Origin of the sequence: Enterococcus montenegrensis (assembly GCF_029983095.1) — a bacterium.
GTDB classification, from domain to species: domain Bacteria; phylum Bacillota; class Bacilli; order Lactobacillales; family Enterococcaceae; genus Enterococcus_C; species Enterococcus_C montenegrensis.
In genome coordinates, this window is sequence record NZ_CP120467.1 from 1,796,813 (window position 1) to 1,820,301 (window position 23,489).

A 23,489-nucleotide genomic window follows, 5' to 3' on the forward strand; every position below is an offset into this window, starting at 1 on the left:
GCAACTTTTTTAAAGCCAGCCCAAGTGAGCTGGCTTTTCATTTATTTTGTAAAAGTAGTAGCAAAATTTGCTTGTTTATTCTGCACTTAAATCTTCGCCATTTGTCGCAATCACTTGTTTATACCAGTCAAACGATTTTTTCTTAGTCCGAGCTAAAGTGCCATTGCCTTCATTATCCCGATCAACATAGATAAAGCCGTAACGTTTTTTCATTTCACCGGTTCCAGCAGAAACCAAATCGATACAACCCCAAGTGGTGTAACCTAACAAGTCAACACCGTCTAATTCCACAGCATCTTTCATAGCCGCGATATGAGCAGCTAAATACTCAATTCGGTAATCATCCACAACATAACCATCTGAATCTGGAGTATCCACTGCTCCTAAGCCATTTTCTACGATGAATAATGGTTTTTGATAGCGATCATAAATATCATTTAATGTGATCCGTAAACCTAGTGGATCAATTTGCCAACCCCATTCGCTAGCTTTCAAATATGGATTTTTAACTGAAGCAAAGATATTGCCAGCTGTTTGTTCCAATAATTCTGGGTCAGTTGTTGCAACGCGTGAGGAGTAGTAAGAAAATGAAATAAAGTCGACAGTATTTTCTTTTAATAGTTCCAAATCGCCATCTTCCATTTTCAGTTCAATACCTTTGCGTTCTAGATCTTTTAGCGCATACGCAGGATATTCACCGCGAGACTGAACATCAATAAAGAAGTAGTTTTCGCGATCGTCATTTCGAGATGCAAAAACATCTTCTGGTTTACATGAATAAGGGTAGTAGGCTCCAGCGGCTAACATACAGCCTACTTTATTTTCAGGGTCCACTTCATGGGCGATCTTGGTAGCAATAGCAGAAGCGATTAATTCGTGGTGCGCCGCTTGATACTTCACTTGTTCTTTGTTTTCTCCTGGTTCAAAGTAAAGACCCGCCCCCATAAACGGTGCATGTAAAATCATATTAATTTCATTAAAAGTCAACCAATATTTTACTAAGCCTTTATAGCGATTAAAAATCACGCGACATAAATTTTCGTAAAAATCAACGAGCTTGCGACTACGCCAAGCACCGTATTCTTTAATCAAATGCATGGGACAATCAAAATGAGTAATTGTAACTAAAGGCTCAATTCCATATTTTTTGCACTCTTTAAAAATATCTTCGTAAAATTTCAAACCTTCTTCATTAGGTTCTTTTTCATCGCCATTTGGAAAAATACGACTCCAGGCAATGGATAAGCGATATGTTTTAAAGCCCATTTCCGCAAATAACGCGATATCATCTTGCCAACGGTGATACATGTCAATTGCTTCTTTGGCCGGATAAAAATGCTCCTCATCAAAATCAAACATTTTCATTTCGCCGGTAATAACGGGAAAGCGATCTGGTCCAATTGGCACCACATCTACGTTGGCTAAACCACGCCCACCTTCGTTATAACCGCCTTCACATTGATTGGCTGCTGTTGCGCCGCCCCATAAAAAGTCTTTTCTAAATCCCATTGTAAAGCCTCCAATTTTTCTTAATTTCTCAAATTCAAGTCATTATTATGCCAAGTTCATTACACTATTTTCTTAGAAAATATCTATTTATCGCTTTATACGTTTACTAAATCTAACGATCGAACAACTTCATCTTGTACTTCAACGCCTTCTTTTTCCAAACGTTCAATTGTTTCTTTGAAATTTGGTAAATACTCTTTGTGGGCAATAAATAACTCATCCATCACGCGTTTCGCTGTTTTTCCTGAAGTCACTAATGGATTTAATGTGAAAGCTTGTAACGCTGTCCCGTAATCTCCTGTTACCGCAGCTTCAATAGTCAATAATTCCATTGCTTTCATTACTTGTAACCAGCCTTTTTCTGCAGTTGGCAATTCACCAAAGGCTACATTCCGAGCTCCTTGTGCCCCTACGTAAGCAGTTACTTCAACAACGCAATCTGCTGGTAAATCCGGTACAGCACCATTATTTTTAGTTGACACGACAATTTGTGTTTCTTTATTCGCATAAATCGAGGCAATTGTTTCACAAGCAGCATCAGAATAATAAGCACCACCACGTTGTTGCAATTGTTCTGGTTTATGATCTAAGTTTTCATCTTTGTAAAGTTCAAATAATTCATGTTCCGTGCGTTTCACCTGCTGTGCTCTCGTTCCGATTGTGCGATATTCCTCTAACGAATGTTCTAACATCTCTTCTTCTTGATAATAATAACGATGATACGCACAAGGAATCATTTTCATTTGCTCTAATAAATCCCGTTCAAAGGGAATGTCATAAATATTTTTTGGTAAACCATTATCTTCTTCATACATTTTATCAATCAGTTCCATCGTTACATCCTGACCATTATTAGCGGCAACTTTATGCCAGTGGAAGTGATTTAAACCGGCAAATTTGTAAATTAATTCATCCGTTTGTTTGCCAATCAAACCTGGTTCAAGCATGGTTGCCATTACGGGTACATTACAAAGACCAATTACTTTATCCCATTTGCCATAGCGCACGACTGCTTCAGTTACCATGCCACTTGGATTTGCAAAATTGACTAACCAAGCATTTGGACACAGGCGTTTCATGTCTTCAACGATATCTAAAATAACCGGAACTGTCCGAAAAGCTTTGAACATACCACCAGCGCCATTTGTTTCTTGCCCTAACATACCGTAATACGCTGGAATGCGCTCATCTTTAACACGAGCATCTAATAGACCGACACGAAATTGCGTTGTGACAAAGTCTGCATCTTTTAATGCCTCTTTGCGATCTAAGGTTAAATGGATTTTCACATCATATGGTGAAGCATCCCACATTCGTTGTGCCATCGCCCCTACAATTTCTAATTTTTCTTTTCCGGCTTCGATATCCACTAACCAAATTTCAGAAATTGGTAGTTCATCATACCGTTTAATAAAGCCTTCCATTAATTCTGGTGTATAACTACTTCCGCCACCAATTGTCGCAATTTTTACGCCTTTTTTCATACCGACAGCTCCTTTGTTTACTTGATAATTTAATTATTGATGAGTTTTAGTCTAAAAACAATAGAATAACAACGAGTTGCTAAAACGTTTACAAATTAAAGAAAATTCATTTTATTTTTTGTAAATAAAATTTACAAATACGATATAATAATTGTAAATAAAGTTAAAAGAGGTTATTTATGCTGATTCAAGAAAAAATTCGCCAAACAAGTTTTTCTGATGCCGAACAAAATGTTGTCGCCTTCATTTTAAAGCGGCCCCAAAGTTTGAACTTAACTATTAAAGAAGTGGCAGAAGCGACTTTTGTTCATCCTTCCACCTTAATTCGTATTGCCAAAAAACTGGATTTTAAGGGTTGGGTCGAATTTAAAAATGCGTTTTTAAAAGAGCAAGACTATTTAACCCATCACTTTCAAACAGTCGATGCTAATCTTCCTTTCACGCCAAATGACGGTTTATTGCGCATCGCCAGTAAATTGGCTCAATTAGAACAAACGACCATTAGCGATACATTATCTTTAATACAACACGACACCTTAAAAATGGCAAAAGATCTTTTACTAAAGGCGCGTATCACAAGAATTTTTGGTAACAACGCCAATACATTAATCGCGCAAGACTTTGCTGTGAAAATGAATCGCATTGGAAAAATCGTTACTACCAGTCAAATCCAAGGGGAAACGGCCTATGAAGCCTATAATTTAACAAAAAATGATACGGCAATCTTAATTTCTTATACTGGCGAAAATAGCACTATCTTACAGACTGCTAAAATTTTAGCTGCACAAGAAGTACCTTTTATTGCAATTACCAGCATTGGCGATAATTCTTTAATGGAAATAGCAACTTGCACCTTACAAATGACAACAAGAGAACGCCTCTATTCAAAGATTGGTAATTTCACAACCAATCTATCGATCACGTATTTACTCGATGTCTTATACAGTGTTGTTTTTGCTGAAAATTACCAGCAAGAATTAGAACATCTAATTAAAATCGGGCAACAAATTGATCATCGTAAGATTAGTTCCACCATTATGTCCGAAAAAAATCAAGTTCCGGTTCAAATCCACGATTCCTTTACCCCAAACTAATGACTCAAATAAGTTTCAGGTGAAAAAGGCGAGCTGACGAAATAGTCAGCTCGTCTTATTTTCTTATGCTAAAGCTGTGATTAATTCATCACTACCACTGGCAACATTTGGTTTATCACTTTCTAAAATATCCAAATAGTCTGCTGAATTGGTTACGATGACTGGTGTTTCAACACTGTAACCTGCAGCTTGGATTGCTTTAATATCAAAGCTCATTAATTTTTGACCGCGTTTTACTTTATCCCCTTGCTTAACATGGGGTGTGAAGAATTTACCGTCTAGTTGTACAGTGTCAATTCCAATGTGAATTAATAATTCTAAACCATTATCAGAAACCAAGCCAATTGCATGTTTTGTCGGAAACAGTGTCATTACTGTACCGTCAAATGGTGCGACAACTTCACCACTTTCTGGTTGGATCAATACACCTTTACCTAAAATACCTTGAGCAAATGCTTCATCTTTTGATGTGCTTAGTGGCATGATGGCACCGTTAATTGGCGCTGTAACAATTTCTTTTCTAACTTCCATTGCGGCTTGTCCTTCTTCAACTTCGACTGTCTCATCTTTCCAGAAGAAGAAAGTTAGTGAGAAGCTGACACCGCAGGCTACTAAGACTGCAATTACTGCTGGGATAACAGTAGACGCATTACCTTCTGGGGTAATGAAGTTAAAGAAACCAAAGATTCCTAAACCCCCCATTGTGTAAGAAGTGACATCATTTAACATTAAAATCAATCCGCCGATTGCCCCACCAATCATAGAGAAAATAAACGGCGTCTTTTTCGGTAATGTAATCCCGTAAATAGCTGGTTCTGTTACCCCAAAAATACCTGAGATGATTGCTGGTGGACATAGTGCTTTTAATTTTTTGTCGCGAAGTTTGAAGAACATTGCTAAGACAACTGCTGTTTGTGAGAAGCTAGCAGCAAATGAACCTGTTAACACTTGTGAGAAACCTTCTTGTGTTACTTGCATAATTGCCAATGGTACAACTGACCAGTGTAATCCAAAGATTACCAACACTTGCCAGAAGAAACCTAAAATTGCACCATATAAAGCTGGTGAGAATGTCATTAACGCTTGGAAACCAGCACTTAATAAATCAGTTAGCATGCTAATGATTGGGCCAATAACTAAAAAGCCAACTGGCAATGAAATTAATAGTACAAAAAATGGTACTAAGAATGTTTGAACAACAGAAGGAATGACACGTTTCATCAATTTTTGTACTTGTGCAGCAAAGGCGATGATGAAAATTACCGGTACAACACTACTTGTATAATTTGCCCCTACCCAAGGAATACCTAAGAAAGTAGTAAATGCTGGCAAACCAAAGATACTATAAGGAGCAGCAGCGCCTTCTTCGACCAAGGCTTGTAATGCAGATCCTTGAATCGTTGGATAAACTAACGCCGCACCAATTGTAATCCCGATCATTGGATTTAAATTGAATTTTTTTGAAGCTGTATAACCTAAGATAACTGGCATAAAGTAAAAAATCGAATCCCCAATTGCATTTAGCATCATATAAGTGCCAGATTGCGCCGTGTAGGTAAACCAACCTAACGTTCCTAAGAAAACTAGTAATGCATTTAGCCCTTTAATCATACCTGCTGCAGCTAATGCGCCTAAGAATGGTTGGAAACAACCACTTAAGATATCAATTAAGCGGTTAAAGATATTGCCGTCACCGCTTGCTTCTTCTGTCTCACCTGAAATTCCCGCTACTTCTAAAACGTCTGCATAGACATCTGGAACGTGATTTCCGATTACAACTTGATATTGACCGCCACTTTTCATTACAGTTACGACGCCGTCCATATTTTTTAGGATATCATCGTTTGCTTTGCCTTCATCTTTTAACTTGAAGCGCAACCGCGTAATACAATGTGTCAAACTATTGATATTTTCTTTTCCGCCTACATTTTCAACAATTTTTTCGGCTAAATCGTGATATTTACCCACACTAATTCCTCCAGTTATTTTTATTTTTTGGTGGCTGTGCCACCTTCATTTTGACGATGGTTCATAATTCGGGATGCAAAAAAACGTAAATGGGTAGTGAAACGATAATAATAAACAGATTCTTCATCAAATTGAACTTTAAAATAATAGCTGACAATCCGAATAATTTCTTGCATCAATTCGGTCATTTCATAAACATTATCATTATCAATTTCAGTTTGGGCATTCACGAGATGTAAGGCAATAAATCCAGCCTCATCAACACCCAAATCAACTTTAAAACGTTTTTGAATCGTCGCCACAGCATCTTTACCAATGCTATATTCTGCCGTAAAAAAGCGTTTGATATCCCAAAGTAATAAATTGGGTACTCGTATTTTCTTTTTTACCCGTTCTACAGCAGTATGCAAGTGATCTGTTAAAGAGATATAAATGGAATCATTTAATGGTGCATTCAATTTTTCTTTACCACAATCAATTATTTCTGTTGCCAGTTCTAAATAACCAATTGGTACATCTTCTAATAGTTCTTGTAACTTGGCATTTAAATCTGTATTAGACAGTCGGTAAGTTTTATCCACTTGTCCTTCAACTACTTCATCGCCAATCTTTTTTTGAAATGCTATCCCCTTTCCCATCACGACAAGCTCGTTATTTCGCTTGTCAGTCGTAATAATTACGTTGTTATTTAAGATTTTTTTGATTTGCATCAGTGTCGGCCTCCACGTCACGCTTTAACTAATCTAAAATTAATCTTCAACTCATTTAGATTATAATTTGATGATACTAATAAGCGTTATCTTTGTCAACGCTTACATAAACTTTTTTGTTTCTTAATTCTATTTTTATTCCTCCCTTCAAAAAATGGACAAACAAAAAACCTAATGAGCGCGCACAAAATAAAGGCATCATCTCATTAGGTTTAGCTTGTATTTAAACAATCACTATCCATTTGTTTGGTCTATTTAATTTAAAGTTATTGTAACAGACGTTAGAAAGCGCTGTCAATGGCTATTGCAAATTTTATTCATTTTAATTCAAAAAATAGAAAATGGCAGGAATTTCTTTATCACCGGAAATCCTGCCATTTTATTTTTAATTAAACTTCACTACTTTGCAATTTATACATTGCAGCATATAATCCATCTTCTGCCAACAAGGTAGCATGATTTCCAGTTTCAACAATTTCACCTTTGTCTAATACTAAAATTAAATCAGCATCTTTAATCGTAGAGAGGCGGTGCGCAATGGCAATGGTCGTTCTACCTTTACGCATTTTGGCCAAACTAGCTTGAATCAAACTTTCTGTCTCAGTATCAATGTTTGCAGTTGCCTCGTCCAATACTAAGATTTTAGGATTTGTAACCATCGTCCGGGCAAAAGATAAAAGTTGGCGCTGGCCACTCGAATAACTCGCTCCTCTTTCAATTACTTTAGCGTGATAGTTTCCTGGCAGTTGATTAATGAATTTATCTGCTTGGACAAATTCTGCCGCTGCTTTAATTTCAGCGTCACTGATATTTGTATTTAACAAACGAATATTTGTGGCAATATCGCCATAAAACATGAAGGCGTCTTGTAAAACTAGACCCATTTTTTCTCGTAGTTCACTCATAGGGTAGTCTTTAATATTTTTATCATCGATCAAAACTTCCCCCGCGTGAAATTCATAAAAACGCATGAGAACATTAATGATCGAACTTTTCCCACTACCAGTATGCCCTACGAGTGCAATTGTTTGACCGGGATTAGCAACAAAGGAAATATCTTTTAACACATCATGCTTACCATCATAAGAAAAGCTAACATGACGAAATTCAATTTTCCCAGCGCCAATTTTAGCATTGGCCTTAGGATTTTGAGCTGGTGTTGCTTCTGTTGTGTCCATGATCTTCAAAATACGACTAGCCGCTACAATTCCGTCGGTGAAAACACTCAAAAAGTCCATCATTTGCGTCATAGGATTAAAAAATCCCTGCACATACGTGGTAAAAGCGTATATCATCCCCACCTCCACTGGAGAATCAAGCGCATCAAAGCCAAATAAAGATAAAGATAACGCAATTGCTAAAGCATATAACAAATTAATAATTGGTGCTAAAAGCAGTGAATTTGTTTTAATCATGGCAAAGCGTGTTTTTAAATAGTCATCATTGATTGTTTCAAATTCACTTTTCAGTCGCGCTTCTTGACGAAATTGTTGGATAATTTGCATTCCTGAAATAGATTCATTTAGCTTGGTATTTAATTGACTTAATTTTTCCCGCATTTGTCGATAAATTTTTGAACTGAATTTTTGATAATACCAAATGACGATTACTAAAATTGGTAAAAAGATTAAATTAATCAAAGCAATTTTTCGATTGATTGAAAACATCGCCACAAAAGATGAAATTATCGCAAAAATACCGGTAAGCACCATCAAAAAAACATACCAAAATTCAAACAATGTCTCCGTGTCATTGGTCACCCGAGAAACGATAGAACCAGCTGGTGTTTGATCAAAATAGCGCATTCCTAGCGTATGCAATTTTTCAAAAAGTTTTACACGGATATACTGAAATGTTTTCAGTGATGCCATGGAGTATAAAAACCATTGGAAAAACCAAATTGTCGCTTTTAACAGGACACCAAAAAAATACAGAGCAGCAAAAAAATAAATAATTTTTTGTGTAGCAGTTTTAGTGGTTAAGTAATCATCCATATAGGTTTGAATAATACGTGGTAGTAAAATATTGACAACTGCTAAGGCCAAGGCAAAAACGATCGCTACAATAAATGTTTTAGCAAAAGGCTTCGCAAATTTAAACATTCGTTTTACAATTTGTTTTTGCTCTTTAAATGAAAGTGATTTGGACCATGCAGATTCTTCCATTAAATATCCCCCCTAGTAATCTTGGCTTCAAGTTGCTGTTTGGCCCACATCTTAGCATACCAACCACCTAAAGCTAGTAATTCTTGATGCGTTCCCCGTTCTATTATTTGCCCTTCTTCAATTACGATGATTTCTTTAGCATGCATAACACTACTCAAACGATGGGCAGCAATAATGGTCGTTTTATTTTGCCGTGCGGCTTTTAAGTTGCTTAAAATCGCTTCTTCTGTTTTCGCATCAACCGCAGAAAGTGCATCATCTAAAATTAAAATTTCTGGTTTGGCAATTAACGCACGCGCGATGGATAATCGTTGTTTTTGCCCACCGGACAACGAAACACCTCGTTCTCCTACTAAGGTATCATAACCTGCTGGCATTTCTTCAATATCCGTGGCAATGTCGGCCAATTGCGCTGCCTGCGCAACTTCACTTTGTGGCAGGGTTGGGTCGATAAAACGGATATTGTCGCGAATCGTAGTCGAAAACAAAAAATGATCTTGTGGAACGTAGCCTAACGAGCCCAGCAAAGCATCTAAGGTGTAGTCTTTAATATTACGGCTACCAAATGTAATTTGACCTGCGTAATCATCAAATTCCCGCAGTAATAATTTCATAATCGTGGTCTTGCCACTACCGGTTTTCCCTACAATGCCTAATGTTTCACCTTCATTTACGACAAACTGCAAATTCTTTAGTGTTTCTTCTTTGCTATTGGGATAATAAAAACTGCGAATTGAAAATTCCAAAGTTCCTTTTGGCGCCTCATGAATTGCATTTTCTTTTTCAATAATATGTGTCTTGTTGCTTAATAACTCCGCTACCCGATCGTAACTGGCGTTGCCTCTTTCTAAAACATTAAAGAGTCGACCAATCGCAAACATCGGCCAAACTAACATCCCGATATAGCTTATAAATGATACCAACTGTCCAATTGTAATCGTATCATTCAAAATAAAATTCCCACCTATGATAATTGTTACAACGTAAGAAAGCCCAATAATTAATGTGATAAAAGGATCAAATAAGGCGTCTAAAAAATTGACTCGTTTATTTTTGACGATTGCATCATCAATCTTCCTTGAAAAATCAGCAATATCTTCTTGCTCTTGACCAAAAGTTTTTAAAACCTTCATCCCGGTAATGCTTTCTTGTGCCTTATCGTTAATATTTGAAAAAGCCTCCTGTGCATCCCGAAAAGCATCATGGAGTTTTGTGCCTAGTACACGTGAGGTCACTGCTAACAAAGGTAATGGTAATAATGCAATCAGCGTTAGCCGCCAATCGATAAATAAAATCATGGCAATAATAGTTATTCCACCGGTGATAAATGAGTCAGCAAAGGTTAATATTCCTGCGCCAGCAACATTTTGAATGGCGTTTAAATCATTGGTTGCATGGGCCATTAGATCTCCTGTACGGTGTTTCTGATAAAAGATTTGATCCATCTTCGTAAAATGATCAAAAAGCTGGCGTCTAAGATCTTTTTCCAAGCGAGCAGCACTGCCCCAGATATTAGTGCGCCAAATATAGCGAAAAATATATTGTGCGACAGCAGCTAAAACTAATACTACAACCCAACCTAAAATAATCTTTAAGTGAATATTATCTTCAGCAATTTCATCAATAATAATTCCAATTACTTTTGGGGGTATTAATTGAAAAATAGCCACTAAAATTAAAGATGTTACACCGATAATGTAGTGCTTTTTTTCCTGTTTAAAAAACCAACCTAACTTTTTAAAAATTGACATAAGTACCTCCTTTTAAATTCCTGCTATCTTTAACTATTACAAGAATAATTTGAAAATTCTATTTAAATTTTTTTGTACCTTTGAATAAAGGGCACAAAAAAGACGGACTGAAAAATTCAGCCCGTCACGACAGAAAACCAAAAGATTATTTTTTCCCTTGGTTTTTCATTTGCTGCATCATTTGACGAATTTTTTTCTCTGATGGTTTTTGGCCCATCGACATCATCATTGAACGTAACATTTCCTCGTTAACGGGAGGATTTTTTTCCAAATAGTCTTTCATATATTTACGGGCTAAGAAAAAGCCACCGACTGCACCTAGTAAAGCTGCAATAATTGCAATAAGTACTACGATTGATGTTGACATGAAAATCTCTCCTTTCTTCTATAGTCTCACTGTGTCATTTTACTAGAAAAGCAAGCAAATGAAAAGAGCTTTTCGCAAGGCAAAACAAAGTAAGCGTTTTCAAATTATAAAAAACATGCTATGCTAAATTTATAAATTTTTTTGAGGTGAGTGCAATGGAAGAAAAAACTTTAATTATTATTAAACCAGATGGCGTCAAACGTCATTTAGTCGGTCGTATTATCAGTCGCTTTGAAGAACGCATGCTGACAATTGAAGCAATGCGCTACGGTATGTTAACTAAAGAAACCGCCAAAGCCCACTATGCTCATCTTGCTGATAAGCCTTTTTTTCAAGATATTATTGACTACATGACATCAGGTCCTGTTGTTTTTATCGTTTTAAAAGGTGAAAATGCAATTGAAATGGTGCGTAAAATGATTGGATCGACTAATGCCTTAGAAGCTGCACCTGGCACAATTCGTGGCGATTTTGCCACCAATAAGTCGCAAAATGTTATTCACGCTTCTGACTGCGCTGCTGCAGCAGACGTGGAAATAAAACGCTTCTTTAGCAAAGCGCAGTTGGCGACAGCCAAACATTCCTCTTAAAAAAGACTTCACAAACTAGCTTTTAGTCACTAAGAACTAGTTTGTGAAGCTTTGAAAATTTTGCTTTATTAAAAGGTGAAGGCCGAAAAAAACTAGAAATGAATATTTCTTCTACGTGCTTTATTCACCTGAAAATTTTATACTCTCCTTATAATCTATAAAAAGTCAAATACCGCCCTACGCTTAGTTGTGGCGGTATTTGACTTTTTTATTTTAGAAATTTAAATTTATTGCGCCATAATTTTTTCTAATAAATCTGGATCAAAAACGCCGCTACGCAACATGGCAATTTCAAATTTATAAGGAGGCTTTTTATTTTTTTTATCTTCTCCAACATATGGCGTTTCAAGGATTTTAGGCAATGTTGCTAATTTTTCGTGATTGGCAATATAATGTAGTGCATTAAACCCAATTGTTCCAAAACCTAAATTGGCATGCCGGTCTTTTTTTGCACCGCGTATATTTTTAGAGTCGTTTAAATGAACGACTTTTAAACGTTCTAACCCGATCACGCGGTCAAATTCCGCTAACACGCCATCGAAATCGTCTTTCACATTATAACCAGCATCGTTAGTGTGACACGTGTCAAAGGTAACGGACAGTTTATCATTTAGCGTGACGCCGTCAATGATTGCTGCTAATTCTTCAAAACTACGGCCGATTTCTGTGCCTTTTCCTGCCATCGTTTCTAACGCAATTTGAGGAATTTGGTCTTTTGTTAAAACTTCATTTAATCCTTTAACAATTTGTTCAATCCCCGCTTGTGGCCCTGCGCCAACGTGGGCACCAGGATGTAAGGTAATTTGTTTGGCACCAAGTTCTTGAGCGCGCATAATTTCTGAACGTAAAAATTCAATGGCAAATCCAAAATTCTGAGGCTTAATTGTATTCCCTAAGTTGACGATATAAGGTGCATGAACGACAAATTCGTGCATCTCGTTTTCTACCATCATTTTTTTACCCGCGGCAATACTAGCTTGGTCCATCTCACTACGACGTGTATTTTGGGGAGCGCCAGTATAAAGCATAAACGTATTCGCTTCATAACTTAATGCTTCTTCAACTGAAGAAGCTAAGGCCTGACTAGCTTTAAAGGAAACATGAGAACCGATTAACATATCTTCACTTCTTTCATAACTATTTTTTATTATTGTAAGCAAGCTTCTAGCAAAAAGAAATCTTTACGCTCAATTTTAGCGATAAATAAAAATCAAAGCCGTCATAAGTGGTAAACTAATTAAAAAACTAAGCGAAGAACAAAAGCCCACACTTTCTTCATCACTTCCAGATAATACGGCATTCATGACATTAAAAATTGGAATGGGCGTAACTGCTAAAATGCTCAATACTAACTTCATTAAGTGATTTATTGGTGTAAAATAGACAATTACAACTAAAATAAGACCGATTGTATATCTTAAAAGAAGTGTTTTTAAAACTAATAACCAAGCATAGTGAGGCAGCTTAAACTCCAAATACAGCCCAATCATGAACATTGATAAAAAAGTATTGGCGCTAGCGATAGGTGCTACCACCGTTATCAGCATTTCAGGGATTGCAATACTGGCTGTCCGTAACAAAAGCAGCACAAGGTAACACATAAAAGGGACACTGCGCCCTAGTTTTTGCAGGAATGCTTTTAAATTAAAGACATAATTTTCCCCAGTCAACGCCTCAACTACTAAACCTGTTCCCCCTGCTAACATTATCGAGTTGCCAATATCAAAAAGTGAAATCAAGGGAATGGCTTGCGGGATAAAGCTTTGCGCAAAAGGTAAAGTAAAATTGCCAATGTTAAAACCAGATCCCATGTAAAGGCTAAAGGAAAGTTCCCTTTGGCTTTGTCGCCCTTTAAAAATGCGTAAAAAAAGCAATTGAACTAACGTAAAGAAAACTGCAATTGCGATTAATGCTGTGATGTTAAAAGAAACATTCAGTTGCGCTAAGTTCACCACAATCGCCGCCGGGAGTGTTAAATTTAAAATGATCTGTGAAAGACGGTTGCCATCGGCTTTACTAAAAATCCCGAAGCGTTTAAACAGATATCCTAAAAAATAATAAATAATAAACTAAACGCACTGATTAAAATCTCTTTCATTTCTATTTCTCCTTAAAAATTCAATTCTTTATTTGGATTTGGCACTGTTTTCCCTATTAATTATTTTAACATTTTTCTTTTTCAACTCTTTTAACAAGTCCAAAACTGCTGCAAAAAAGTATTTTACCCCCATTTCAATCCTTAAAAGTTTGGTTTTTTCTTAGTATTTCCCCACCATAATAGTAGAAATCTATCTATTTAAGAACTTTTTTGCTATAATGACACGGTAAATTTAAAACTGAGGTGAAAGTCATTGCCTAAAAAGCAAAAACATCATGATGAGCCTTTTTCTGATCGAAAAAAGGGCTGGTTTTACTTTAATATTTCATTACGGGTCTTACATTCCTTAATTTTAGTTGGAATTTCGTGTCTGATTATTGGTGGTGCATTAGCGCTAGGGATTGGTGCCGGTTATTTCGCTTACTTAGTCGAAGACACACCTGCTCCTAATAAAACCACAATGCAAAAAGAACTGGGAGATGTTTCGCAAACTTCCAAATTAACATACGCCGATAACAGTTCGATCGCTACTATCCGTTCTGATTTATTTCGAACATCAGTAAAGTCAGATCAAGTTTCTGACCTACTAAAAAAAGCTATTATTGCCACCGAAGATGAATATTTTTATGAACATAATGGCGTTGTACCAAAAGCTGTTGTCCGTGCGCTGTTATCAGAAGCAACTGGTTTTGGCGGTGGAGGTGGTTCTACTTTAACCCAACAATTGGTCAAGCAGCAGGTTTTAACTAGCGAAACCACCTTCAAGCGCAAAGCCAATGAAATTCTTTTGGCCATGGAAGTTGAGAAGTTCTTTAGTAAAGACGAAATTGTGACAATGTATTTGAATGTCTCTCCTTTTGGGCGAAATAATAAGGGTCAAAATATCGCGGGTGTTCAAGAAGCAGCAAAAGGTATTTTTGGCAAAGATGCCAAAGACGTCAACTTACCGCAAGCAGCTTTTATTGCGGGTCTACCGCAAAGTCCTATCGTTTACAGCCCCTTTGATAATACTGGCAAATTAAAAGAAAACGTCACTGCCGGCCTAGAACGAAAAGATTTTGTTCTATTTAGTATGTATCGCAACCACGACATTAGTAAAAAAGAATACGAAGCAGCGAAAAAGTATGATTTGAAAAAAGATTTCTTAAAACAACAAACGCAAAATAATGACGACCATGGTTTCTTATATTATACCGTTATGAACGAAGCTAAAAGTATCGTCGCACAAAAGTTAGCCAAAGATGACGGCGTTTCAACACAAGATTACGAAAAGAAAAAAACAAAAGAAGCTTATCTTGAAAAAGCACAAAATGAGTTAGTTAATGGTGGTTACACGGTTAAATCAACTATTGATAAAAAGATTTATGACGCCATGCAAAAAGGTGTCGCAGAATACGGCTACATGTTAGATAATTACAGTGGTGATAAAATCGAAGTCGGAAATGTCATGATGGATAATGCCACCGGCAAAATCTTAGGTTTTATTGGAAGTCGCGATTTCAGCGATAACCAAAACAATCACGCCTTTGATACTTCACGAGCTGCCGGTTCAACGATTAAACCGATTTTAGTATATGGCCCAGCCATTGACCAAGGTCTAATTGGCAGCCAAAGTCGCATCTCAGATTATCCAGCGAAATGGAAAGCTGGCGAAGATGCCGGTAAAGAAATCGTCAATGCAACCAATAAAGGATCCAAAACTTTCCAAACCGTCGAAGATGCATTAGCTGAATCAACCAACATTACAGCCTACCATGTGTATCAAGAATTACAAGAAAAAAAATCTGCGGATTTCGTCTATGACAATTATTTGGCTAAAATGAATTTCCCAGCCAACAATTCTTGGAATGTTGAATCTGCTCCGCTTGGACCAATGGATGTGACAACGGTTCAACAAACAAATGGTTTCCAAGCTTTAGCCAACGGCGGCGTCTACCAACAAGGTTACTTGATTGAATCGATTACTGACAGCCAAGGTAAAGCTATTTATCAACATGAAAACAAACCCGTTCGCGTCTTTTCTAAAGCAACAGCTTCCATCATGAACAATTTGATGCGTAATGTCTTAAGCCAAGGAATCACTACCCCGTTTAAATCGACAATTAGTAATTTGAACTGGTACCTAGGTCAAGCAGACTGGGTTGGTAAGACTGGGTCTTCTGATTATTACCGTGATTCATGGTTAATTGTCTCGACACCAAAAGTTACGATTGGTAGCTGGTCTGGGATGGATAGTCAAAAAGAAAAAAATGATGATGGCGCCGGCAGTAGAACCGGAAATTACATGGCATATTTGATTAATCGAATTTATATGGCTAATCCTGATATTTTTGGCACAGATCAAAAATTCAAATTAGATGGTTCGGTAAAACAAGAAACAGTTGCCAAAGCTACCGGTGAATTACCAGGAAGCATCAGCTACAACGGAGCTACAATGCAAGTTCCAAACGATACCACAACTTCTCTGTGGGCAAAAAATGGACCAGGTGAAAGTAATTACCGCTTTGGTATTGGTGGCACAGATGCTAATTACGCTGATTATTGGAATAAAATTTATGCAAAACCAAAGACCAATAATAATCAACAAAAAAACAACACGACAACTAACGGAAACAGTACCAATAATAATTCAAATAGCAACAGCAATACAAATAATAACAATAATTCAACAAGTAACAATGGTAGTACTACAAATAACAATGCAAATAGCAACGGGACTACCAACAATAATACAGGACAATAATAAAAGCAGGCGAAAATTCGCCTGCTTTTTTATCTTCTATTATTAATACCGATCAGCAAAACACATGCTAAAAAACAAATAAGCCAAATGCTTTACGAAATTTTTTCTTTATCCCAATTATTAAAATAAGCGTCCATAAAATAGCACGGACGCTTATTTAGCTTATTCGATTATTTTGTTGAGCCTTTTTCATCAATACCATAAGGTAAGATAATTGTCTTTTCTTCGACATCTTCTTTATTCATCATTTTGGTCAACAAACGCATTGAAACTGCCCCGATATCATACAATGGTTGGGTAATACTAGATAGACGTGGACGGGCAACGTCTGTTAGTAATGAATTATTACTTGTCAGAATTTCAAAATCCTCTGGTACATTAACACCTTCATCAACTAAACCATCTAAAATACCAATTGCCAGTTCATCATCTGTAACAAAAGCTGCTGTAGCACCACTGTTTTTAAGACGTGAAACTAAAGAAATACCATCTTTAAAGTTGTATTTTGCTTCAAAAATTAACCCTTCATTGTAGGTTAAATTATTTTCTTTTAGTGCTTCTTTATAACCTTGTAAACGGTTTTGACCATTAATTGGATCAATCAATGCACCACTGACAAAAGCAATTTTTTCATTGCCGTTTTTTGCTAATAAATTAACAGCGTCTTTTGTTGCATTTGTATAATCAATGTTTACACTACCTACTTGTTCATCTGGGTCAATTGAGCCTGCTAACACAACGGGTGTCTTAGAACGGGAAAATTCACCACGAATTTCATCGGTAATACGGTGTCCCATAAAAATAACGCCATCTACTTGTTTAGCTAATAAATTGTTTAAAACGTTCACTTCTTTTTGTGTATCACCATCTGAGTTAGCTAAAATAATATTGTATTTGTACATTGTCGCTACATCATCAATCCCGCGAGCTAATGAAGCAAAATACATGTTGCTAACATCAGGAATGATAACCCCTACCGTTGTCGTTTTTTTACTTGCTAAGCCACGGGCAACTGCGTTAGGCCGATAGTCTAGGCGATCGATAACCTCTAAGACTTTTTTGCGAGTAGCAGGCTTCACATTGGGATTGCCATTGACAACACGCGAAACAGTAGCCATTGAAACATTGGCTTCACGGGCAACGTCATAAATTGTAATTGTTTGTTTGTCCATTTCATATCTCCTTATTTGATAGCGTGATTTGTATTTTCTGAAAATACCATTTACATTTCTTTGTTAGAATAGCATGGAAAGAATCAGAATGCAACCGTTTTACTTTCCTTTCCTGAAAATTTTTATCATTTTTCAAAAATTCTTTTTTGAAAGAAGTATGCTAAAATAAAAGTGACTATTTTGAAAGAAGGTTTCCTTATGAATTTAGCAAAAATTGAAGAGTTAAAGACTTGGTTAAAATCTCACGATATTCCTTTGGCCTATATTTCCAATCCAGATCACATTGCCTATTATTCCGGTTATAAAAGTGATCCCCATGAACGTGTTTTGGCGCTGTTTATTTCGGCTACTGCCGATCCATTTTTATTTACCCCAGCTTTAGAGGTTGAAACAGCCAAAAACAGCAGCTGGCAATTTGATGTTTTAGGTTATGCGGATAATGAAAACCCTTGGCAATTAATTGTAGCCGCTATTAAAGCACGTTTTGATGAACCCAAAAAAATGGCTATTGAAAAGAATCATTTAACCGTTGATCGGCTTGAGATACTCCGATCTCTTTTACTCCACACTGATTTTAATTTTGATTTAACCTCTGTCATTCAACAAAGTCAATTACGTAAGACAGCTAGTGAAATTAAACTGTTAGAAGAAGCTGGTGACTGGGCAGATGAAGCATTTAAAATCGGTTTTGCCGCTATCAAAGCAGGTGCATCTGAAGCAGAAATCACCGCAGAAATTGAATATCAATTAAAACGACGTGGCGTTAGCCAAATGAGCTTTGACACCATCGTTTTGGCTGGTGATAACGCTGCAAATCCCCATGGTACCCCTGGAGCACGTAAAATTGTTCCAAATGAGTTAGTTCTTTTTGATTTAGGTGTTATCTGGAAAGGCTATTGCAGTGATGCAACACGCACTGTTGCATTTCAAAAACCCACAGCGTTACAAGAAAAAATTTACCAAATTGTCTTAGAAGCACAATTAGCCGCACAAGATTTTGTTCGCCCCGGTGTGACTGCGGCTCAAATTGATCAAGTTGCCCGCGATGTAATTGAAAAAGCCGGTTATGGGAAATATTTCAACCACCGTCTGGGACATGGCATCGGCACTACTGTCCATGAATTCCCATCCCTGGTTGAAGGTAACGATTTAGTGATTGAAGAAGGAATGTGCTTTTCAATTGAACCTGGTATTTATTTACCAGGTGAAGTTGGTGTACGTATTGAAGATTGCATCCACGTGACCCAAAAAGGATGTGCAGCCTTTACCAAAACACCAAAAGAATTGCAAATCATCACAAAATAATTTTTTAATTGCCCTTTTATCGAACTATCGAAGCTAAAACTGGCATCTTTTATTGCAAATAAGAAACTGGATAATTTCAAAAATAGCTACTGCTGTTGTGGGACTATCCAGTTTATTTTATTTTTAGTGTCACTTATTGATTTAAAGAGAATAATTTGTTTTACGCATAATTTATTTTTAACTGGAAATTTAAGTCCAGTAGGCGAGTAGATGCCTTTTAGCTTACATTTGTTTGATACATTAAAAACACCTCTGCTAATTATTGGGCAGAGGTGCTTCTTTATTATTCAGGATTATTTTCTTCCACTTTTTCTTTTAATTCTTTTTCAGCCGCTTTAAAATCTTGTGCTGCCATGTTGGTTTCTTCAGCTGTCGCATCTTTTGTTTTGTCAGCAGCATCTTTGGCTGCTACACTTGCTTCTTTTGCAGCCGCTTTTGTATTTTCTTTTAAGGATTCTGCCACCGGTTTGGCTTCTGATACACCTTCTTCAACTGTTTCTTGCATATCTTTGGCACTCTTTGTTGCATCAATGATAATGTCTTGCATATCATCTTTTTTCTCTTCTGCGATGTCTTGACCTTGTTCTTTTACTTCTACAGCTGATTTTTTAAATTTTTCAGACAGATCTCCGGTTTGTTTTTTCAAATTGGCAATCAAGTCTGCTGATGAGTCTTGTAAATCCTCCAAAGAATCACTTGTTTTATTTTTCAAGCTATCTGCTGTTTCTTCTGCTTGTTGTGATAATTTGGCCGCCTTATCTTTGGCAATGTCCGTTAAATCTTGGCTTTTTTCTTTTGCCATATCTGCATAATCGCTAGCAAAGTCCAATAAATCATCAGTATGTGCTGCTATTTTTTTACGTAATTCTTGACCAGATTCTGGTGCCAGCAGCATCACCGCTGCTGCAGCTGCCGCACCACCTACTACTGCGCCTAATAAAAATCCACTTGTTTTTCCCATTTGAATCCCTCCATTTATTTTTATCTATTCGCTTTTTGAGTTTGCGCGTTGTTTATTGAAAAATTTTAATGCTGTTTGGCCAACTTTTCCTGCTACTGTTGCTTGAGCAGTCGTTTTACCCACCGCACCTAGTTTGGCTACGGCATTTTTACCAGAGCGATTTAAATCTGAAATACTTTCACTTAAATCAGCAACTGCTGTAAATAACGGGTCAATGGTAGCAACTTTTCCATTGACATCATTAAGTAAAGTATTGGTTTTAACCAATAACCCTTCTACCTCACTAGTTAAAACATCCACATCTTTGGTAACAACACGAATTGTTTTGTTTGCTTCCTCCACAGTTGTACTGACGCTTGCTACTGTTTTTTGCACTTGGGCTAGTAAACGAATAACAAATACCACTAAAACAGCAAAGGCAATCGCTGCAATTAATGCTGCAATTTCTCCTCCACTCATGCCAAAACTCCTTTCCAACACTGAAATTTTTTTAAATTCCGTCATACTAAGCATATCACGAGGTAACTTTTGAAACAAATAAAAAGAACAAATGAATTTTTCTATTTTCCTATTGTAATCTATTTGTAAGCCGCTTCCAAAAATAAAAAACCTACGTAATAAAAAATCTTACGCAAGTTTTTCTGTTCGCTTATTTTGTTTTTGTATCTTTTTTAAATTCATCAGCTAACTCTAAAATATAATCTTTTAAGCCATCTTTAACTTCAGGATGTTTCAAGCCATAGTCAATGCTTGTTTTCATAAAACCTAATTTATCGCCAACATCATAACGTTGGCCCTTAAATTCCCGAGCAAAGACCCGTTGTGTTTTATTTAATTCATCAATGGCATCGGTTAATTGGATTTCGTTACCTGCTCCGGGTTTTTGTACTTCCAAAACATTAAAAATCTCTGGTGTCAGTAAATAACGACCAATAATCGCTAAATCACTTGGCGCTTTTTCTGGCACTGGTTTTTCTACAAAGTTTTTAACGTTGTACAAACCAGGCTGAACTTGTTCACCCGGATTGATAATACCATATTTAGAGGTATCTTCATGTGGTACTTTCATAACTGCAATTGTAGAAGCATGGGTTTTTTCGTAATCGTTGATGAGTTGTTTTGTTAGCGGCACCTTGTCTTCCATCAAGTCATCGCCTAGCATAACAACAAATGGTTCATTACCAACAAAGGCTTTAGCTTGTAAAACGGCGTGTCCCAAGCCTTTTGGATGTGATTGCCGAATAAAATGTAAATTAACATCTGTGGTTTCTTCCACCAATTTTAATAATTCTGTCTTACCTTTTTCTTTTAAATTGGTTTCTAGTTCAATATTCGCATCAAAATGATCTTCAATAGGACGTTTTGCTTTACCGGTCACAATTAAGATATCTTCAATTCCTGATTTTAGCGCTTCTTCAACGATAAATTGGATTGTTGGCTTGTCCACAATCGGCAACATTTCTTTTGCCATCGCTTTTGTTGCCGGTAAAAAACGGGTACCAAGTCCAGCAGCGGGAATAACAGCTTTTTTAACTTTCATTTTCCAAGACTCCTCAATTTTTATTTTAAAGTAAACTCGTTTTCTTTGCGACCATCTCGCAACATGATGTCCCGAGCAGCATCTTTAATTGGTTTATTATCATATAAAACACTATAGATAGTTTCTGTAATTGGCATTTCAATTTTTAACGTTTGAGCCAATTCCATTGCGGCCTTCGTTGTGGCAACACCTTCAACAATCATGCCCATATTGTCTAAAACTTCATCTAGTGAATGACCCTTACCTAATAAATTACCCGCACGCCAGTTACGGGAGTGAACACTTGTACAGGTTACAATTAAATCACCTACACCACTTAAACCGATGAAAGTTAATGGATTAGCACCCATTGCGACTCCTAATCGACTAATTTCAGCTAAACCGCGGGTCATAATTGCAGCTTTTGCATCATCACCATAGCCTAGACCATGAATTGCGCCAGCTCCAATGGCAATAATATTTTTCAACGCAGCTCCAGTTTCTACCCCAATAACATCATCATTGGTATAAATTCTAAAATAATCATTCATAAATAAATCTTGAACATATTGTGCTGCTGCTTGATCCACACTAGCAGCCGTAATTGTTGTAATATCGTGACGCACCACTTCTTCAGCGTGACTTGGGCCAGATAAAACGACAACTGCTTTGCGATTTTCAGCAGGAATTTCTTCGGTTAAAATTTCAGAAATGCGCTTGTGACTTTCTTGTTCTAAACCTTTAGAAGCGTGAATAATGACAGGTTGATGTTTTACATTTTTAGCAAACTCTTTTGCAACAATTCGCATTGCTTTGGTTGGTACGACAAAAAGGGCTGCGTCACAGTTGTCTATTGCTTCATTAATATCTTTTACTGCGACAATATTTTCCGGTAACTTCACATCAGGCAAATAATGACGATTGGTGTGATAAGTGTTAATCTCATCAATTTGTGCCGGATTGTTCCCCCAAATTCTTACTTCGTGACCATTTTCAGATAAAACTTGCGCTAACGCCGTTCCCCATGAACCCGGTCCTAAGACAGCAATTTTTTGTTTCAAAATAAACCCTCCTTGATTGTAAAGTTCTCTATAACAAAACGTCATAAAAAACTATTTTTCCATAATGGAAAGGTACTACACAAACTTCATTTTAGCACAATTTGACTAACAGCTGTTAGTTAAATTAAAAAGCGGTTACTGCCGTGACTGCGGTCATAATCTTTTAACTTTTGGTTATTTTTACGCCGATAAATTAAAATCCCCCAGGCACCAAAGAACAAGATAAAAGATAACGCCTGCGAAATGCGAATCGAACCAAATAGATAAAGACTATCACTGCGCATGCCTTCAATAAAGAAACGGCCTAAACTATACCAGATGATATAACTTAAGAAAACTTCGCCTTCTTTAAAGACATTTTTATTTCTTAAAAAAATTAAGATTAAAAAACCCAATACATTCCAAACAGATTCATATAAAAAGGTTGGTTGTCGGAAATGGCCTTCAATGTACATGTTATCAATAATAAATTGTGGCAAATGTAAATTTTGCAAAAAATCTTTAGTAGTAACAGCACCATATGCTTCATGGTTCATGAAGTTTCCCCAACGGCCAATGCCTTGCGCTAAGATAATACTTGGTGCTGCAATATCTAAAAATTTCCAAATTGGAATAAAGTGATGCCGACAAAAAATAACCAGCCAAATCCCACCAGCGATTAAGCCGCCATATATTGCAAGTCCGCCAGAACGCACGTTAAAAATTTGCAGGGGATCGTTTAAATAAGTCGGCAAATCAAACAATACATAGTAAAGTCTGGCACCAATTAATGCAACAGGCAACCCAACTAACATGAAATCTGTCACATCATCAGCCTTTAAACCAACCCGGACAGCTTCTCGTGAACTTAAAAACATCGCAATAATGACGCCAGTAACAATAATAATGGCATACCAATAAATGGCTATCCCAAAAATTTCAAAAGCGACGCGATCAACTACTGCTAACATGAAAAAACTCCTATTCAATTAAATTATTACTACTGTAAACGA

The 23,489-nt window shown here is 36.7% G+C and carries 18 protein-coding genes and 1 pseudogene; 4 read left to right on the forward strand and 15 right to left on the reverse strand.

Annotated features, from left to right (window positions below):
• Window positions 1-75: 75 nt before the first annotated feature.
• Both P3T75_RS08715 and P3T75_RS08720 read right to left on the reverse strand, forming a co-directional pair.
• Window positions 76-1,509 carry a 6-phospho-beta-glucosidase gene (locus tag P3T75_RS08715; protein WP_206903125.1) on the reverse strand — a complete coding sequence of 478 codons (1,434 nt, stop codon included), beginning with the start codon at window positions 1,507-1,509 and terminating at the stop codon, window positions 76-78.
• A gap of 95 nt (window positions 1,510-1,604) precedes the next feature.
• On the reverse strand, window positions 1,605-2,993 hold the full coding sequence (locus P3T75_RS08720; protein ID WP_282461362.1) for a 6-phospho-beta-glucosidase: 1,389 nt from the start codon (window positions 2,991-2,993) through the stop codon (window positions 1,605-1,607).
• A 179-nt stretch (window positions 2,994-3,172) separates the two neighbouring features.
• Here P3T75_RS08720 and P3T75_RS08725 point away from each other — a divergent pair, with 179 nt between their 5' ends.
• Window positions 3,173-4,087 (forward strand): MurR/RpiR family transcriptional regulator, encoded by a 915-nt coding sequence (locus P3T75_RS08725; RefSeq protein ID WP_206903127.1) that lies wholly within the window; start codon window positions 3,173-3,175, stop codon window positions 4,085-4,087.
• Window positions 4,088-4,150: 63 nt separating this feature from the next.
• Here P3T75_RS08725 and P3T75_RS08730 read toward each other — a convergent pair whose 3' ends face one another.
• From P3T75_RS08730 to P3T75_RS08750, 5 genes and pseudogenes are all read right to left on the reverse strand, one after another.
• Window positions 4,151-6,055, reverse strand: coding sequence for a beta-glucoside-specific PTS transporter subunit IIABC (locus P3T75_RS08730; protein WP_206903128.1), 1,905 nt, complete (start codon window positions 6,053-6,055; stop codon window positions 4,151-4,153).
• Between the two features lie 50 nt (window positions 6,056-6,105).
• Window positions 6,106-6,765, reverse strand: a pseudogene (gene licT / locus P3T75_RS08735) (BglG family transcription antiterminator LicT); the annotation flags it as partial.
• 389 nt (window positions 6,766-7,154) lie between these two features.
• Window positions 7,155-8,930, reverse strand: a complete 1,776-nt coding sequence (locus tag P3T75_RS08740; protein ID WP_282461363.1) for an ABC transporter ATP-binding protein — start codon at window positions 8,928-8,930, stop codon at window positions 7,155-7,157.
• Entirely contained in the window at window positions 8,930-10,681 is a 1,752-nt protein-coding gene (locus P3T75_RS08745) for an ABC transporter ATP-binding protein (RefSeq protein WP_282461364.1), read from the reverse strand. The genes P3T75_RS08740 and P3T75_RS08745 overlap by 1 nt, the downstream gene beginning before the upstream one ends.
• A 145-nt stretch (window positions 10,682-10,826) precedes the next feature.
• Window positions 10,827-11,048, reverse strand: coding sequence for a YneF family protein (locus tag P3T75_RS08750; protein WP_071863680.1), 222 nt, complete (start codon window positions 11,046-11,048; stop codon window positions 10,827-10,829).
• 155 nt (window positions 11,049-11,203) lie between these two features.
• Between P3T75_RS08750 and ndk the strand changes: the two genes are divergently transcribed.
• On the forward strand, window positions 11,204-11,638 hold the full coding sequence (gene ndk, locus P3T75_RS08755) for a nucleoside-diphosphate kinase (RefSeq protein WP_282461365.1): 435 nt from the start codon (window positions 11,204-11,206) through the stop codon (window positions 11,636-11,638).
• A gap of 227 nt (window positions 11,639-11,865) precedes the next feature.
• On the opposite strand, the gene P3T75_RS08760 is transcribed toward ndk, so the two are convergent.
• Together P3T75_RS08760 and P3T75_RS08765 are read right to left on the reverse strand one after the other, a co-directional pair.
• Window positions 11,866-12,756 (reverse strand): deoxyribonuclease IV, encoded by an 891-nt coding sequence (locus tag P3T75_RS08760; RefSeq protein ID WP_230709005.1) that lies wholly within the window; start codon window positions 12,754-12,756, stop codon window positions 11,866-11,868.
• Between the two features lie 75 nt (window positions 12,757-12,831).
• On the reverse strand, window positions 12,832-13,590 hold the full coding sequence (locus tag P3T75_RS08765; RefSeq protein WP_282461366.1) for an AEC family transporter: 759 nt from the start codon (window positions 13,588-13,590) through the stop codon (window positions 12,832-12,834).
• A 399-nt stretch (window positions 13,591-13,989) separates the two neighbouring features.
• Here P3T75_RS08765 and P3T75_RS08770 point away from each other — a divergent pair, with 399 nt between their 5' ends.
• Entirely contained in the window at window positions 13,990-16,479 is a 2,490-nt protein-coding gene (locus tag P3T75_RS08770; RefSeq protein WP_206903134.1) for a transglycosylase domain-containing protein, read from the forward strand.
• A 170-nt stretch (window positions 16,480-16,649) separates the two neighbouring features.
• Here P3T75_RS08770 and ccpA read toward each other — a convergent pair whose 3' ends face one another.
• Window positions 16,650-17,651, reverse strand: a complete 1,002-nt coding sequence (gene ccpA / locus P3T75_RS08775) for a catabolite control protein A (RefSeq protein WP_206903135.1) — start codon at window positions 17,649-17,651, stop codon at window positions 16,650-16,652.
• Window positions 17,652-17,849: 198 nt separating this feature from the next.
• On the opposite strand from ccpA, the gene P3T75_RS08780 reads away from it, so the two are divergent.
• Window positions 17,850-18,956, forward strand: coding sequence for an aminopeptidase P family protein (locus P3T75_RS08780; protein WP_230708849.1), 1,107 nt, complete (start codon window positions 17,850-17,852; stop codon window positions 18,954-18,956).
• Window positions 18,957-19,239: 283 nt separating this feature from the next.
• Here P3T75_RS08780 and P3T75_RS08785 read toward each other — a convergent pair whose 3' ends face one another.
• The 5 genes from P3T75_RS08785 to lgt all read right to left on the reverse strand — a co-directional run bounded on the left by P3T75_RS08785 (window position 19,240) and on the right by lgt (window position 23,447).
• Complete coding sequence (locus P3T75_RS08785) at window positions 19,240-19,917, reverse strand: YtxH domain-containing protein (RefSeq protein WP_282461367.1); 678 nt, start codon at window positions 19,915-19,917, stop codon at window positions 19,240-19,242.
• 24 nt (window positions 19,918-19,941) lie between these two features.
• Window positions 19,942-20,376, reverse strand: coding sequence for a DUF948 domain-containing protein (locus P3T75_RS08790; protein ID WP_206903138.1), 435 nt, complete (start codon window positions 20,374-20,376; stop codon window positions 19,942-19,944).
• A 190-nt stretch (window positions 20,377-20,566) separates the two neighbouring features.
• Window positions 20,567-21,457: a UTP--glucose-1-phosphate uridylyltransferase GalU gene (gene galU, locus P3T75_RS08795; protein ID WP_282461368.1), complete on the reverse strand. Its 891-nt coding sequence runs from the start codon at window positions 21,455-21,457 to the stop codon at window positions 20,567-20,569.
• 20 nt (window positions 21,458-21,477) lie between these two features.
• Window positions 21,478-22,497, reverse strand: a complete 1,020-nt coding sequence (locus tag P3T75_RS08800; RefSeq protein ID WP_277988639.1) for an NAD(P)H-dependent glycerol-3-phosphate dehydrogenase — start codon at window positions 22,495-22,497, stop codon at window positions 21,478-21,480.
• A gap of 119 nt (window positions 22,498-22,616) precedes the next feature.
• Entirely contained in the window at window positions 22,617-23,447 is an 831-nt protein-coding gene (gene lgt, locus P3T75_RS08805) for a prolipoprotein diacylglyceryl transferase (RefSeq protein WP_328517236.1), read from the reverse strand.
• Between the last annotated feature and the right edge of the window lie 42 nt (window positions 23,448-23,489).

Excerpts from the sequence above, each read along its gene's own strand:
- P3T75_RS08715 (WP_206903125.1), bottom strand. The coding sequence starts at position 1,509 with ATGGGATTTAGAAAAGACTTTTTATGGGGCGGCGCAACAGCAGCCAAT.
- P3T75_RS08720 (WP_282461362.1), bottom strand. The coding sequence starts at position 2,993 with ATGAAAAAAGGCGTAAAAATTGCGACAATTGGTGGCGGAAGTAGTTAT.
- P3T75_RS08725 (WP_206903127.1), top strand. The coding sequence starts at position 3,173 with ATGCTGATTCAAGAAAAAATTCGCCAAACAAGTTTTTCTGATGCCGAA.
- P3T75_RS08740 (WP_282461363.1), bottom strand. The coding sequence starts at position 8,930 with ATGGAAGAATCTGCATGGTCCAAATCACTTTCATTTAAAGAGCAAAAA.
- P3T75_RS08745 (WP_282461364.1), bottom strand. The coding sequence starts at position 10,681 with ATGTCAATTTTTAAAAAGTTAGGTTGGTTTTTTAAACAGGAAAAAAAG.
- P3T75_RS08750 (WP_071863680.1), bottom strand. The coding sequence starts at position 11,048 with ATGTCAACATCAATCGTAGTACTTATTGCAATTATTGCAGCTTTACTA.
- ndk (WP_282461365.1), top strand. The coding sequence starts at position 11,204 with ATGGAAGAAAAAACTTTAATTATTATTAAACCAGATGGCGTCAAACGT.
- P3T75_RS08760 (WP_230709005.1), bottom strand. The coding sequence starts at position 12,756 with ATGTTAATCGGTTCTCATGTTTCCTTTAAAGCTAGTCAGGCCTTAGCT.
- ccpA (WP_206903135.1), bottom strand. The coding sequence starts at position 17,651 with ATGGACAAACAAACAATTACAATTTATGACGTTGCCCGTGAAGCCAAT.
- P3T75_RS08780 (WP_230708849.1), top strand. The coding sequence starts at position 17,850 with ATGAATTTAGCAAAAATTGAAGAGTTAAAGACTTGGTTAAAATCTCAC.
- P3T75_RS08785 (WP_282461367.1), bottom strand. The coding sequence starts at position 19,917 with ATGGGAAAAACAAGTGGATTTTTATTAGGCGCAGTAGTAGGTGGTGCG.
- P3T75_RS08790 (WP_206903138.1), bottom strand. The coding sequence starts at position 20,376 with ATGAGTGGAGGAGAAATTGCAGCATTAATTGCAGCGATTGCCTTTGCT.
- galU (WP_282461368.1), bottom strand. The coding sequence starts at position 21,457 with ATGAAAGTTAAAAAAGCTGTTATTCCCGCTGCTGGACTTGGTACCCGT.
- lgt (WP_328517236.1), bottom strand. The coding sequence starts at position 23,447 with ATGTTAGCAGTAGTTGATCGCGTCGCTTTTGAAATTTTTGGGATAGCC.